The 14,936-nt window shown below is 43.4% G+C and carries 8 protein-coding genes and 1 pseudogene; 7 read left to right on the forward strand and 2 right to left on the reverse strand.

All coding sequences use genetic code 11. The features are described from left to right. Positions 1-166: 166 nt before the first annotated feature. Complete coding sequence (gene mrcA, locus AACQ81_RS12530) at positions 167-2,698, forward strand: peptidoglycan glycosyltransferase/peptidoglycan DD-transpeptidase MrcA (protein ID WP_237387507.1); 2,532 nt, start codon at positions 167-169, stop codon at positions 2,696-2,698. Positions 2,699-2,788: 90 nt separating this feature from the next. Here the strand turns inward: mrcA and AACQ81_RS12535 are convergent, their stop codons facing one another. Continuing rightward, a complete protein-coding gene (locus AACQ81_RS12535; RefSeq protein ID WP_237387508.1) occupies positions 2,789-9,976 on the reverse strand; it encodes a Tc toxin subunit A-related protein in 7,188 nt (2,395 codons plus the stop codon). A 342-nt stretch (positions 9,977-10,318) separates the two neighbouring features. Between AACQ81_RS12535 and AACQ81_RS12540 the strand changes: the two genes are divergently transcribed. Continuing rightward, entirely contained in the window at positions 10,319-10,447 is a 129-nt protein-coding gene (locus tag AACQ81_RS12540) for a hypothetical protein (RefSeq protein ID WP_272903029.1), read from the forward strand. A gap of 190 nt (positions 10,448-10,637) precedes the next feature. Here AACQ81_RS12540 and nudE read toward each other — a convergent pair whose 3' ends face one another. Next, the gene (nudE, locus tag AACQ81_RS12545; RefSeq protein ID WP_237387509.1) at positions 10,638-11,201 is read right to left on the reverse strand and encodes an ADP compounds hydrolase NudE; all 564 of its coding nucleotides are present in this window, start codon (positions 11,199-11,201) and stop codon (positions 10,638-10,640) included. 357 nt (positions 11,202-11,558) lie between these two features. Between nudE and AACQ81_RS12550 the strand changes: the two genes are divergently transcribed. The 5 genes and pseudogenes from AACQ81_RS12550 to AACQ81_RS12570 all read left to right on the forward strand — a co-directional run. Further along, positions 11,559-13,664: an IgaA/UmoB family intracellular growth attenuator gene (locus AACQ81_RS12550; RefSeq protein WP_237387510.1), complete on the forward strand. Its 2,106-nt coding sequence runs from the start codon at positions 11,559-11,561 to the stop codon at positions 13,662-13,664. A 75-nt stretch (positions 13,665-13,739) separates the two neighbouring features. Next, positions 13,740-14,162, forward strand: coding sequence for a ribosome-associated heat shock protein Hsp15 (gene hslR / locus AACQ81_RS12555; protein ID WP_237387511.1), 423 nt, complete (start codon positions 13,740-13,742; stop codon positions 14,160-14,162). A gap of 81 nt (positions 14,163-14,243) precedes the next feature. Further along, positions 14,244-14,375 (forward strand): annotated as a pseudogene (locus tag AACQ81_RS12560) (Hsp33 family molecular chaperone HslO); the annotation flags it as partial. Then, on the forward strand, positions 14,347-14,721 hold the full coding sequence (hslR, locus tag AACQ81_RS12565; protein ID WP_237387512.1) for a ribosome-associated heat shock protein Hsp15: 375 nt from the start codon (positions 14,347-14,349) through the stop codon (positions 14,719-14,721). The pseudogene AACQ81_RS12560 and the gene hslR (AACQ81_RS12565), both read left to right, overlap by 29 nt. 81 nt (positions 14,722-14,802) lie before the next feature. Beyond that, on the forward strand, positions 14,803-14,936 hold a 134-nt coding region (locus AACQ81_RS12570; protein WP_237387513.1), incomplete at its 3' end, for an Hsp33 family molecular chaperone HslO.

Consider the following 14,936-nt stretch of genomic DNA (forward strand, 5'->3'; position numbering starts at 1 on the left):
TATCTACTATCAATGAAAACGGTTATTCATGAAAGCCGTTGTTTATGAAAATTTTGTTCATGAAAAGGTCATATTCATAGTGCTGTATAGCCTTTATACTGTTCCCTTTATACTATGTACTGATCGTTTATAAACTGCCCGATTAACATGGCGTGAGAAATTTCAGGTGAAGTTCATAAAGTATTTTTTGATCCTTATTGTTGTTTGCATTTTATTGGGAACCGCCTCGATTTTTGGTTTATACAAATATATCGAGCCACAGTTGCCTGATGTTGCGACTTTAAAGGATGTCCGATTACAAACACCGATGCAGGTGTTCAGTGCTGATGGCGAATTGATAGCCCAATACGGTGAAAAACGTCGTTTGCCCCTTACCTTGTCCGAAATGCCCCCCTTGATGATGAAAGCCTTTATCGCCACAGAAGATAGTCGTTTTTATGAACATCATGGTGTGGACCCTATCGGGATTGTTCGTGCGGCTTCTGTAGTAATGACGTCCGGTCATGCTACTCAGGGAGCGAGTACCATCACGCAGCAGCTTGCGAGAAACTTTTTCCTCAGCCCAGAAAAAACGCTGATACGTAAAGCGAAAGAAGCATTTCTGGCGATTAAGATCGAACAACTGCTAACGAAAGATGAAATTCTTGAGTTGTACCTCAACAAGATCTATCTGGGGCAGCGTGCCTATGGTGTTGGTGCTGCGGCTCAAGTCTATTTCGGCAAAACAGTCAATGAACTGACGTTGAGTGAGATGGCAATGATTGCCGGATTGCCGAAAGCCCCGTCAACGTTTAACCCGCTTTATTCTTATGACCGGGCTGTGAACCGCCGTAATGTGGTATTGGGACGGATGCTGGAAGAGGGGTACATCACCCAGCGTCAATACAATGAAGCCAAAGAAGAGAAATTGGTTGCCCGTTATCATGGCCCGCAAATTGTTTTCTCAGCGCCTTATCTGACGGAAATGGCGCGTCAGGAAATGATCAATCGTTATAGTGAAAACGCTTATACCGATGGATATAAGGTCTATACTACGATTACACACAAAGCTCAGCTGGCTGCGGTGAATGCCGTTCGTACCAATGTGATTGATTACGATGTCCGTCATGGTTATCGCGGTGCGCAGGAAGTGTTATGGATAGCCAGCCAGCCAGCGTGGAGCCAAAAGCAGATTATCGATAAGCTGAAAACTTTGCCTAAATACGGCCCTCTGTTGCCTGCCATTGTGACTGAATCCGGCATTAACCAAGCAGAAGCCATGCTGACGGATGGCAGTAAAGCTGAACTGACTATGGCGGGTGTCCGTTGGGCCAGGCCATTCAAAACCGATGGTTTGCAAGGGGCTGCTCCGCGTAGCGTCAATGAAGTCATTCGGGCGGGTGAACAGATTTGGGTCAGAAAAGTTAATGACATCTGGTGGCTTGCCCAGCTCCCTGACGTCAACGCAGCGCTGGTTTCCATCAATCCGATGGATGGTGCGGTAGAAGCGCTAGTGGGTGGGTTTGATTTTGAACTGAGTAAATTTAACCGTGTGACGCAATCATTGCGTCAGGTTGGTTCCAATATCAAGCCATTCCTGTACACCGCTGCGATGGATAAAGGGCTGACGCTGGCATCGCTGTTGAATGATGCTCCTATCAGCCGCTGGGATTCAGGTGCAGGAACAGATTGGCGTCCGAAGAACTCACCACCGACTTACAACGGGCCGATTCGTCTGCGTCAGGGGTTGGGACAATCGAAGAACGTGGTAATGGTTCGGGCCATGCGGGCAATGGGTGTGGACTATGCTGCTGATTATTTGAAACGCTTTGGTTTGCCAGGCGAAAATGTTGTTCGCACAGAATCTTTGGCGCTGGGTTCCCCTTCATTTACACCAATGCAGTTAGTGCGTGGCTATGCGGTAATGGCGAATGGTGGTTACTTGGTTGACCCCTACTTCATTACTAAAATTGAAGATGATGAAGGGAAAGTCCTGTTTGAAGCCAAACCTAAAATTGCTTGTCCGAAATGTGAAAACATTCCGGTGATTTATGGTGATACGGCACGCTCCATCGAATTGTCTGAAGATTCCATTGAGGATGTGGCTCATTCCGATGTTTCGCAAAACTTAGCCTTGCCGCCCCAGCCGAAACTGGAGCATGTATCGGTGAATGCTGACACGGATGACCAGAAGTATGCTCCTCACGTTATCAGCACACCGCTGGCATTTCTGATCCATGATGCCTTGAATACCAATGTCTTTGGTGAACCGGGTTGGATGGGAACGGGCTGGCGTGCTGCCCGTGACTTGAAGCGTCGTGATATTGGCGGAAAAACGGGAACGACCAACAGTTCGAAAGATGCGTGGTTCTCCGGTTACGGCCCGGATATGGTGGCAACGGTTTGGATTGGCTTTGATGAGCACAGCAGAAGTTTGGGACGTACTCCGGTATTGAAAGGTGAAGGTGGTGCGAAAACGGCCCAACCAATCTGGGATGATTTCATGAAGGTTGTGCTGGAAGGTGTTCCTGAGAAAATGATGGAGCAGCCTGTCGGCATTGTTTCCGTCACGATTGATCGGGCAACGGGTAAGTTATCTAACGGTGGTGGCAATACCCGTAAAGAATATTTCATTGAAGGCACGCAACCGATGGGATATGCAATGCCGGATGTGGGGACAACGGTTACCGAGAATGGGGAAAGCCATGAGTTGTTCTGATTGATTTTCAAATAGCAACATCATGTCAGATAAAAGCCCCGTCGGAAAACTGACGGGGCTTTTTGCTCACTCTGTCCCAATATTGAATGATTATTTGTTGAGTTTTTCTTTTACGGCTTTGGCAAACTGTTTGCCTCCATCCACGGCGGTATAGTGGACATGAATATTGATATCTTTTAACCGCCATACAGGGATAAAGGCCGGATAATAAAAGATGTCGTCGATCACGCTTTGATCGGGGAATTCCAGTGTCCAGGTTGAAACGGCACCAGTCCCTTCAAAAGGCAGATAACGATCATCATCAAACATCAGGGTGCATAGCCAATTTTCTTTAGCGACTCCGCCATCATCTTCGCTTAAGGAAGAAAGTGCGATTTGCTGTTGAGCGCGCAGGTTATTCACCACATTTTTACTGCTGCCTTTTTGTCGGTTGGGGTCGTAAAGCCAATTGACACCATCCATATCCGCGCTGATTAATGTTGAACTGCTGGTCTGCGTCAGGATGGCACTAATTTCCGATGACAGAACAGAACCCAGATTCAGGGTATCCAGTGATATTGAAACGGAAACCCGTTTAATCTGGCGCAGATAGTGGCCGGGATAATTGTCATCAAACAACTGGGAATCTAGTGTAAAGCTGAGAGACTGCTTTTTATCAATCTGTTTTTTCAATCCATTATTTGACAGTAATGAATTTAGCGAGATCGTCTTCTTGATATTCAAACGGCGTTCATTACGTTGCAGCCATGCGTTTTCCATTTGCAGCAAATCGACCTGCAATGATTCTCCTGCCAATAAGCCACGATAGGAATCATTCCATGCCGTGGTTTTGATGAAGCCCTGCCGCTGGTAATCTCCGACTTCATAACGCCAGCTTCTTTCTGCCATCAGACACAGTGAAAGAACAGCGTCATAGGCAGGAGCATACAAGGCAGTGAGACGTCCCATCAGCCACTGATAAGTTGGAACAATCAGGAAACCCGTTGTCATAAACTCATAAAGCTCGCGGGCGGCGGCTTGCTGTGACTGAGCTTCCCGTAAGGCTGTTTGGGCGCTTTTGACCAGCAATTCCTGCTCTTTCAATTGCATCTCAATGATATTGATCTCACTTTGTGCCTGTTTGTATTCAATTTCCCACTCTTGGCGACGACGTTGAAAGTCTGCTCCATCTTGTAACCTTTCGGCTGCAATATCTAAACTTTCAGCCGTGAGCTGGGCAATAATGGCAGCAGTAGTCACTGGAGAAGAGTATTTGGCGCCACCGACGGCCATACCAAAAATATTAGGCACAACTTCCAGCGCTGCACCGGTAACATAAAATGGGGCTGCCGCCAGTTTGGCCACTTCTGATGCCGTTTTCAGGCTGATCGAGGAGATTTCTAAAGAAGTGAGGTTTTCTTCATATAAGCTGTGGTAGTGCTCATATCTTTCTTGCGCCATCTTCTTACTTTCTTCCAGAGTGACTTTACCCATTTGGGCAAGCTGGACAGCCTCTTGTTGCAGCTCAATGGCAAACGCAGATAGCCTGAGCGCTTGTGATTGCTCCAGTACTTCCTGTTCTGCATTGACTTCGCTTTCGATAGCCTGAAATAACCGATGCCCCATTTCTGTTAACTGTTTCACCGCCGCCCCAGCGCGTTTTAACATCATCGGGAAACGATAAGGCGGGATTTGTTGCTGCATATTGCTCAATACGCTGGTGACATACCCCGCATTTCTTTGCATTACGCCATCAGCTCCGGCAGCGCTGGAATAAAGTGGCAAAGGTTGAACTTTTCCATCAAGTGTTAAGCCGTGCCGTAAATTGTAGAGGCGATTTTCCAGTGTTTTTTGATGTTCAATCAATAGGGTATTAAAGGGAGATTTAAATAAACTATTGACGGCACGGACACTGGGATCAAAGGTGTTTTTGATCTTTTCAAGCGTCGTCGGATGCCAGTGGGTTGCATCCAGTCCTTCCGGTAATGTACCCAATAGTTGGAGTGCCTGTTGGTAACATAAGCCCGCTTCATTGAGACTGTCTCTGGTCAATTGTCGGTAAAGGTTATCCCCTTCTTGTATCCAAAGTTTGATCAAATAGTGGAACAGGGCTTTCTGATAATAAATCGGCTGGCTATAGGCTACGGTATCAGGATCGATATTCCCGATTGATGGCGGCAGATTACTGCCACTTTCAATAATTGGGCGGGAGTTCCACATCCGAATGCCCCCGTAAGGGTCAAACAGATAATTAATAAACCAACGGCGGGAGTGATAGAAACGCTGTTCTTCACCGAGACGGGCAGAAACCAAGAAGGGCAGGTGGAAGAAGAGTTCCCAGAAATATTGCCCGTTGGCACCGTTAAAATCGACTTTAGTCGGTGATGTTTTGTCATCTAATGCCGGTTCAGGCAATGACTGAGTATCCCACGCCAGTACACGTTCAATGGATTGGGTGGCTCGCGCAACCAGTTGTTTGCCAAACAGTGTATTTAATCTGATGGCAGTAGATTTGAAACCTAAATTTTGGATGTCCAGATACTGCGCTTGCTGGTTATTCTTTTGTAATGTAATGGAGGGGATCTTATCGCCTTCTTCAATGGTGACTTCGTACATATTCTCGACGATATACATCGGGTTTTTTGTATCTTTTGGATCCAAAATAATCAATGTAACTAAACCAAAAGAATATTTTTTAATCTCTGGAGTAAGTGGGAATACGATTTCTCCTGTCGATGCCTGACCATCTAATCTAATTTCTTTAGAGAATAGCTCCTTCTCTTTATGAGGAAATAGGCTCTGATCTTTAGAATAGTTAATCAGGGCCAAGTAGGATTCAGCATATTTGGCCTCGTCTTCAGTGGGATATTTGGCGCTGTCTATAGCGGTATTATCCCCTGCAATTGCAATAGACAGTTTTTTGTCATTGCTTGAATCCCATTGCGTACTGAGCTGGAATGTTTCTCCGTTGACCCATGAAAGATCATAACTTTTCGTGATTTTATTCGCCTGCCATTCATGAGGTAATAACTGGAAAAGTTTTGTTTCATCATAACTTATGGTGAATACATTGGTCGGTGCCTCACTGCTTTTCCATTCAAAATTAAATGTTTTCAGCCCTGAACTACTGGCCGGTATTTGGGTTTCAATATGAATATTATCAATATTGATTACCCAATTGAGTTCTTTGGTCGGAAGTTGGTTGGGATCGATAGGTTTTGTTTTGTTATTTGGGATATGACGTTTGACTAATGTATTCTTACCCGTTAACAAAAGTCTGGTTTTTGTACTGTCTAGCCTGATGTCTAAGCTTAAGATAGAGGATCTAAATGGCTTAAAGTTTCCAAATGCTTTTTTATCTTTCCGCTCTGTTTCTTTGACAGTGACAAATTTATCTGTACCGGCATAATGATGTTGTAAGGTATCGGGGTTTTTAAAGAGTTTATGCCATGTTGTCACCAGTTTTTTCTCATCCCCTTGGTTAAGGGATTTTTTATCTATCAGTAATAAATCGCGTAATTCAAGATAATAATCTTTATTTTTTTCCCAGCTATTACTGTCTTTTTTCTCGGTGTCGTAGAGTAAAACCCCCATCCAGGGATCACTTTCGCGTTGCACATCGACCATTGCAACCAATGCAGGTTTATATTTTTCATCCTTCAAGTAGGGGTTATCTTTATCAGGCACACGATTACCGTCTTTGACAGGATATTCACCATTGTCATCCGTACCATCAAGACGGAATAACGCGTTGGGTGCGCTCCATTCACCATTGCTCTGCTTAAAGGTAAATTTCACATTGATGGCGCGATAATCTGTTGGTTTCTGATCCGCTCCCATCAATGGTGTGGCTTCACGTTCAACCCAGATTGCATATTGACGACCAGAAATGACGATGGGCCTGATGGCTAATAAAGTCCCTGATAAGGATAACGTGATTTTTTCCCATTCACTCCATGCCAGCGGGCTGATGATATCATTGGCATCACGCATACTGATATCAAGGGTACGCCAGTAATATTCCACCGGTTCAGCATTGTTCTTGCCGATAAAGTGGTAGTGGTCATTTTGCGGATCAGAGCCGTCGATATAGCCACTGATCAATTGGAGATTGCTGATCCTTTCGAACTCAGTCAGATAACGCAGAATAGCCGTCTGGATCATATCATTATTCAAACGGGACTGACCCAAATCGTTTTCCAAATCAGCAAAGGCACGGGTTTTACGTAATCGGTGCGCAGGAGCAATAAAATTCTCTGGGAAGTTTCTTTGTCCCTGCCAAACTTGCCAATGATTATATTGGTTCAGGTAGCGATTCCAGTACTCGATTTGTTCATCAGTCAGAATCAGTAAATCATAGCCGCTTTCTAAATGAGAAAAGAGCCGGAAAAGATATCGCTGCAAGCTGGCAATACAGAAAGCCACCCGGCTGGTATCCACTTCTGCGGCAACTTGCAGATCGGTCAGGAAATAGTTCGAAAGATCTTCGATTGTGATGATACCAGACAAAGCATCATCAGAAGTGGCCCAGCGTTTCAATAGGTACTCAACCAGCGCATCACGCCAGATTTCATTGAGTGAGCCTTCTAATTTGGATTGTGATTCGGAAGGCGTGGCGGCAAACAAAGCACTGCTGACTTGCTGCCAGTGATCATAACTGGATTGTGTTGTCAATTTGGCAACATCCAGTAATGGTTGGGCAGATATTTCACTTTTTTCTGCCAATGTCTTGAGGCGCATGATGGTGCTTACACCAACGACATTCTGTGCCACATTATTATCAAAATAATGAGTTACCCGCAGGATTTCCTTATCTGACCAACCCATCAATTCTGCCAGATTGGTTGCAGCCTGTTCGGCTGTCCAAGTATTTGGGACAGAAGGATTCTGCCCTATTTGATTGGCCTGGCGTAGATAATAGAACACATCATCTTCAGTTTTATTTTCTGGCAAAAGGTTCAGCCAGTCACCATAGCGGCTCAGACGATGCAGGAAAGTCAAATCAAGAGGACGGAGTTTTCCGTCAGTCTGATTCAACTTAAACCAGTCCGGATGGTTAATCATCTCTTGTACACTTTTTTCTGTCAGCTTGAATAAATTGCAAACCGCAGCATAACGGTTCAAATCGTACCATGCAGTGATCGCTTTCTGTTGTTGATCGCCAGAACGACGCACTAAGGCAATGGTATTGCGCAAGAAATCGGATTGATTGTTACCTGTCCATTGCAATAAGGGCAGTACAAGGGAGTTATCAATGTTAAAAACATGACTAATGCCATTAATGATCAGGTCTTGCTGGGCAATAAAGGCATTAATAAGTAGTGTTGTCAGTGTCTGGGTCCAGGTATCACCCTGTAGTTTCCATGCTTCATCTTGGGCTAACGCTTTGAGGATATTACTGACTTCGTTGATTAACGCCTTGTCTGTTTCATTATCAGTGGAAAGAGCACTACTCAAAACAATGCCGAGTTTTTCATCCACTATTTTAGCCAGCGCACTCATCCAGATGACGGGTGTTTTTTTCGCTTGGAATCCTCTCATTTCAGTGGCAATTTTATCTTCACTCAGCAGGGCATTACTTGTATCGGGTATCACTTCTCTGACTTTTTTGAGCCAGTCAATATTTTCAATTTCTGCTGTGGTATTGCTGTCAGAGGGATAAGGAGTCAGCAACAAGTGAAGAGATAAGGGAGACAATTTGTGCTGCTTAATCCATCGGGTAGCATTCATAACAGCGATCAGCACATCAAGGATATCTACGGCTTTGGCGTCTTGAGCCAATACAGGGATGCCCGCCAGTTGTTGCAGGTAGCTTGTATTCTCACGATTCAATAACAATAACAGCCCCAAACCTTCTTTAACTGACAAGCGTAGCATCCGCGGTAATGCAACCAGACGATACAGGGCGGAAACGACATCCAATGAACGCTTAGGCTTGGTTAATCCTTGCGCTTGCATGACGAAAGCAAGCAATATCTGACAAGTCGCGTCATTAATATTTAATCCCGCACATAATTGATTGACGGTGAGTGCATCCGGCCCTTCGGTGGCGTTTGGATCGAACTCTTGATTATCCAGCACAAAAACAGAAGCGGCGGCAGCTTGTTGTGACAGTCCCTGTGTATTGAACACACGATCAAAGAAAGAGAATTTATTCTCAAGGGAATAGGGGGTGATTTGCCCTATAAAGGCAGCAAATTGCTCTGCGGTAGCGTTATATTCTTGTTGGAAATGCAAGAATACGCCTAATGTGCGCAGAGTTGCTTCTGTAATCACATAGTCTGTCTGTTTTTCTGCCTGTTTTGATGTTGCCAATAACAGATCAAGCTGTTCGTAGCTGAGTTTCAACGTTTTTTGAATATGCAGGAAACGTTGGATACGGTCAAAGTTATCGTTACTGATCCCTTTAAGCTGGATGATGTCTTTGGCCGTATCTTTATCCTTGTTTTTTTCCAGATAAAGCGCTGGTGCCTTGCCTGCATTGATGTATGAAGCGGCGTAGTTAATGCCGGAAGGGAATTCTTTTCCGGCATCCAAGGGTTTGGCGACATTGTTGGAGTACGTGACGATGCTGTGTGTTACGGTATTTTCTGATATTCCATTAACGGCAAATAGGCTTTCAGCCTCTTGGGAACTCAGTCCGGTTTGTTGGGTAAACACGGTGAGACGGGACAGCGATTCTGCAGCTTTGGCTGCATCTCCTTTGACACCATAATATTTCTCAAAGAAATCTTTCTGGCTGCTTTGTGATTTTTCCAATAGCAAGGCTTGCAGCGTTGGTGCCAGCGTACTGCTTATCATCATCGCCGTTTGCAGTGAATCGGCACTCAAGTTGCCATCAATAAAATTGGGATATTTACTGTCTGCCTGCTGAATAAGTTCCAACAAAGGGATCTCTTTTTCGGCCAATACTGTCGTCGTTTGTTTTAGCGGAAAATGAAATGGCAGTGAGAGTGGGTAGTGTATCTCTGCTAATGAATTGGTGACAGGCTGTTTCTTGTTTATATGCGCTTGCACTTTTTCAGCCAGCGCTTCAATAACAAGCGGTAATAACTTACTGGTTTTATTCAGGCTGGTACTGTCAAGCAGGAGTTTTTCAATATCGGGTCGTCGCTGAGAGAGAAATTGAGCACTATCTTTGTCTGCTTTACTCTCAAACATTCTAACTTGCTGATATAGATCAACCAGATAAGCAAGCGGGCCATCATTGGCTTCAGGTAAACCAGGAAAGCAATAGAGATCAGGATTATCGTTAAAGAGTGTTTTGTAGCTGATTCTTGTATCTATTTTATTTGCCATAAAATGACTACCTTTTAAATAGAAAACGTGGTTAGAGGGAACAACATTCCTATTTTCAGTTCATAACTATGATTTATGTGTTATTGACTGATGAGCATGGTTACACTATGGCCTGTTAATGATAGTGATCCAGCTTAAAATATATTTAGGCTCTGATCGTTTCTTAAAAAATTATTTTATTTCAACGTTATTTACTTTAAATAGAGGGTTTATCAGGAAAGAAGATTTTTTTATTAGAGATATATAATTATGGTGTGAATTAATTTTAAAGATATATACCTGTCGTCTTTCAAGTTGCAGCTTTGTTGGCTGCGCTCACTCACCCCGGTCACATAGTTATCTATGCTCCAGGGGATTAATGAAAGGCTCCTGCCTTTCACCGGAGGCCAGCCTTTGGCTGGGCAAATTCGTTCCCGACGAATTTGTCATTCCCTTGCCGTCGCGCTGCATCTTGAAATCCAATGGGTATAGTAAATATGTTTATTTATTGTTTTTAATAAACTGAATTTTTTTAGTGAATATATAGAGAATAAGATTACTAATAAAATTAAACCTTGTTTCATTAAGGTGATTATTTTTATTTCCTGGTTTTTGTTTAAAATAGTAACAAAATGGGTACTGAGTTAGTGTTTTCAATACCCATATTTAGAAAGTAATCTGATTAAAGTTTCCCATTATTTTGTTTTTGCAGATATTGCTGGGCAAAAAACAGGGCACTGACGTTTCTGGCTTCGTTGAAATCGGGATGCTCCAGTAGTGACATCATGTCAGAGACAGGCCAGCGTACCTGTACTAAGGGTTCTGGCTCATCCCCTTCCAAATGTTCCTGATAAAGACCGTGGGCAATCACAATATTCATCCTGCTGGAAAAATAGGACGGTGCCATCGTTAATTTCGTCAACAGTTCGAATTTTTTCGCACCGAAACCAATTTCTTCCTTTAATTCACGATTGGCCGCTTCAAAGACGTTTTCCCCTGCATCAATAGCACCTTTGGGAAAACCTAACTCGTATTGTTCAATCCCAACAGCATATTCGTGAATAAGAACCAGCTCATCTCCGGTAACAGGAATAATTAGGACTGCTTCACGGTTTGTGGGTTTCATACGTTCGTAAACTCTTTTCACACCATTGCTGAATTCAAGATTAACTGATTGAATATTGAATAAACGTGATTGGGCAATATCATTTACATTCAGAATCTTAGGTTTTTTTAGAACAGTCATGCTTGCCCCTGATGGTTATCATATATTGGCCAATTTTAAATAATAATGTACTGAATTAGTTAATTTATCTTAGCTAATTCAAGGACTGATGATGAAATTGGATACTCATCCAAACTTTGCTTTAATATGGCTGATTATGTTAGTAAATGATAGCGATTATCGCTTGAATGTATTTTTGTTGATATCTTACTCTGGCAAAAAAATTTTATTTTCTGGAAAGATATGAGAAAATTTATATAACCTTTTGTAAATAGAATTAAAAATAGAAGGCAAGAATAGGAATAGCCTGATTCTGAGTGTTTCACGAGATTGTTATTCTGCCAGTCTCTGTACTGCTGTTATGGGCGTGGGGAAAAAATGAGTTCATTGGTCATTATATTAGCTATTTTCATCATTAGTCTGATTATAATGGCTTCCTTTCTGGCTTTCAGATGGAAGTGGCTTGATAACGCGCGTTATCTACCATCAATCACCAAGACTGGTCGCCGTAAACTGAATGCTGATGAATACCAAGCCATTGAATATTACTTAAGAAATGCCAGCTTTCTGATTAAGCCGGACGGTAGACAACAATCAGGCTACCCGGCATTACCGATCAAAAGCGACGATGTTTATACTATCAACCATCCTATCACCCGTTTTTCTGCTGCTACGGATGAATCGCACCATTGGCGTCATTATGTTGATGAAACGGAAATACATCTGCCTGTATGGCTGGAGCCGTTTATCAAGCAGCAAAATACTATTGAGATCGTCCAGACTTCATCAATGCCGGTTGTCATCGCACTCAATGGCCATTTTCTGAAAGATTATCAGAAGGATTTGTCCATTGCTCGGGTCATGGCAAAAAATGAACATGCCTCAATTCAAAAAAATGGTAATTTGAGTGCCAATTTACTGAATGTCCGCAAGGAAACACTCGAAGAGCACCGGCTCCGACATTCAACAGGTATTCAGGAAGGCATTCTTATGTGTGTAGGGATGTCACTGTGGTTTACTGCCCTTTTTTTACCTATTCCAACGTTTCCGTGGTTAATACCGGCATCGCTGACACTTATATTGGGCAGTTTCTGGCTGAGTTTCCGGTTGCCTCCTGAACGGAAACTATCAAGTATCCATTGTTTCAGCGGCATTCCGAAACGTTGGGGGATATTCAGTGAGTTCGAACTGGAGCAGAGAAAAAACATATCGCTTGGTGGGATTGATCTTATCTATCCGCCACATTGGGAACCTTATGTTTCCCATGATTTAGACCAAAATACCAATATAGATATGTATGCCAATTGCCATGTCATCCGGCAGGGGAATCACCTTTCCTTGCATGAAGAAGAAAAACATTATCCCTACCAGCGTTACAGGAAAAACCTGCTATTGGTGATTTTCTCTGTAACAGCCATGTTACTGCTTTATTTTTACCAACCTGTGAGCTTATCGATGCGCCTTAGTTTTGCCTGGCTACATGGGAGTAATACTAAGATCATCAACAGTGCCACTGAACTGCAAAATATACCGTTGCAGGAAGGGGATGTCCTGAAGGTCAAGGGAGTAGGAATGTGTTATTTTCCGCCTGAAATTGTACCGAAATATAACTATGCCACAATATTTGCGCCATTTGATTGCATGGGTATTTATTGGAATAGCGAGATGCCGTTACCTCTGATTGAGTCAGATGTTATCGATAAGGCATCGGTACTGATCACGACGGTTAATGATCAATTACATCAGGTTGAACGTAACCGGAAAATCAATCCCAGCCTGAATGAAGCGATTGCTAAGTCGGGTATGACTCTGCTCGACAACTTTTCACAGATTATCTTGAAGACGAATAATTTATGTCATAAAGATGAAGCCTGCATTCGCCTGCAAAACGCACTGGTCAATCTGGGTAATGCCAAAAGTTGGAATGATCTACTGAGTAAAGTGGAAAAAGGGACGCTGGATGGAACCAGAGTATTATTGCGGACTGCCAGTGCGGAAGCATTACAAAAATTGGTTGATGCTACTACAGCATCCTTTATTTATCGGGAAATTCAGAGGATGTCTATTTTAATGAACAGCCCTTCTCCCGGAGGTGTTTTGCTGCTCAGTGATGAAAGGATGCCATTGGTTGAATATCCGCTGCGGACAGGCAATATGTTTGAAAATTCTGCCATGGACAGGTGGCAGGAATTATTGAATCTCTCAGAGATGCTGATGCGAACTCCATTTGAAACAGAAGGGATTATCACGGGATTATCTGAGGATGCCAATGGAACTCTTAACATTGTGCTGCACCGCGAGCCGAAGACCACAGATCTTATCCGCTATCTGAGTAGCTGTTTGCTGGTGGCAATATTGCTGGTGACATTCACAACCAACATTATTCTGATAATAAATAAAATATGTAAGAACCGTCGCCGTCTCAAATTCATCATTCAATATTATGAAAACTGTTTCGGTTCTACTGCACGGTCAGTTGATTAGCGGTGATCCGGTGTGCTGTGTTACCCTCAGACGGTTTTTTGCCAACGACGATTTAGACATTTGGGAGAAACAATTATGCCGAATTTAGAAGCTGATCAGGCGGTCCGCCTTGATAAATGGCTGTGGGCTGCCCGTTTTTATAAAACCCGCTCTATCGCCCGTGACATGATTGAAGGGGGAAAAGTCCATTATAATGGGCAGCGGAGTAAGCCGAGTAAATTGGTTGAGTTGAATGCAGAGATCAAACTGCGTCAGGGGAATGATGAAAAGACGGTGACTGTTTTGGCATTGAATAGCCACAGGCGTAGCGCCACTGAAGCCCAACAACTGTATCAAGAAACGGCAGAAAGTATTATCAATCGGGAAAAAATAGCATTGGCCCGTAAAATGAATGCGCTTACGATGCCACATCCCGATCGCCGCCCGGACAAAAAAGAGCGGCGTACACTAATTAAATTCAAGAACACAAAATTGGATGAGCCGGAAAATACTCAATAGATTTCAAGTTGCATTGCAGTGAACACAGGGCAATTTGAAAGAATGGAACGTACAACCGTCTCAATGAAATAAGAGAGATTTATGAACAAGCATGACCAATTACACCGCTTTTTATTTGAAAGCCACTCTGTTAGGGGAGAACTGGTTTCCGTCAGTGAGACGTACCAGCGTATGTTGGAAAATCATGACTTTCCACAACCTGTGCAGCGACTATTTCGCCCGTGACATGATTGAAGGGGGAAAAGTCCATTATAATGGGCAGCGGAGTAAGCCGAGTAAATTGGTTGAGTTGAATGCAGAGATCAAACTGCGTCAGGGGAATGATGAAAAGACGGTGACTGTTTTGGCATTGAATAGCCACAGGCGTAGCGCCACTGAAGCCCAACAACTGTATCAAGAAACGGCAGAAAGTATTATCAATCGGGAAAAAATAGCATTGGCCCGTAAAATGAATGCGCTTACGATGCCACATCCCGATCGCCGCCCGGACAAAAAAGAGCGGCGTACACTAATTAAATTCAAGAACACAAAATTGGATGAGCCGGAAAATACTCAATAGATTTCAAGTTGCATTGCAGTGAACACAGGGCAATTTGAAAGAATGGAACGTACAACCGTCTCAATGAAATAAGAGAGATTTATGAACAAGCATGACCAATTACACCGCTTTTTATTTGAAAGCCACTCTGTTAGGGGAGAACTGGTTTCCGTCAGTGAGACGTACCAGCGTATGTTGGAAAATCATGACTTTCCACAACCTGTGCAGCGACTATT

The sequence above is a fragment of the Xenorhabdus sp. Sc-CR9 genome (assembly GCF_963897815.1).
In the GTDB taxonomy this organism is placed as follows: domain Bacteria; phylum Pseudomonadota; class Gammaproteobacteria; order Enterobacterales; family Enterobacteriaceae; genus Xenorhabdus.

Coding starts and splice junctions, on each gene's coding strand:
- AACQ81_RS12535 (WP_237387508.1), bottom strand. CDS start 9,976: ATGGCAAATAAAATAGATACAAGAATCAGCTACAAAACACTCTTTAAC.
- AACQ81_RS12540 (WP_272903029.1), top strand. CDS start 10,319: ATGCTCCAGGGGATTAATGAAAGGCTCCTGCCTTTCACCGGAGGCCAG.
- nudE (WP_237387509.1), bottom strand. CDS start 11,201: ATGACTGTTCTAAAAAAACCTAAGATTCTGAATGTAAATGATATTGCC.
- AACQ81_RS12550 (WP_237387510.1), top strand. CDS start 11,559: ATGAGTTCATTGGTCATTATATTAGCTATTTTCATCATTAGTCTGATT.
- hslR (WP_237387511.1), top strand. CDS start 13,740: ATGCCGAATTTAGAAGCTGATCAGGCGGTCCGCCTTGATAAATGGCTG.
- hslR (WP_237387512.1), top strand. CDS start 14,347: ATGACTTTCCACAACCTGTGCAGCGACTATTTCGCCCGTGACATGATT.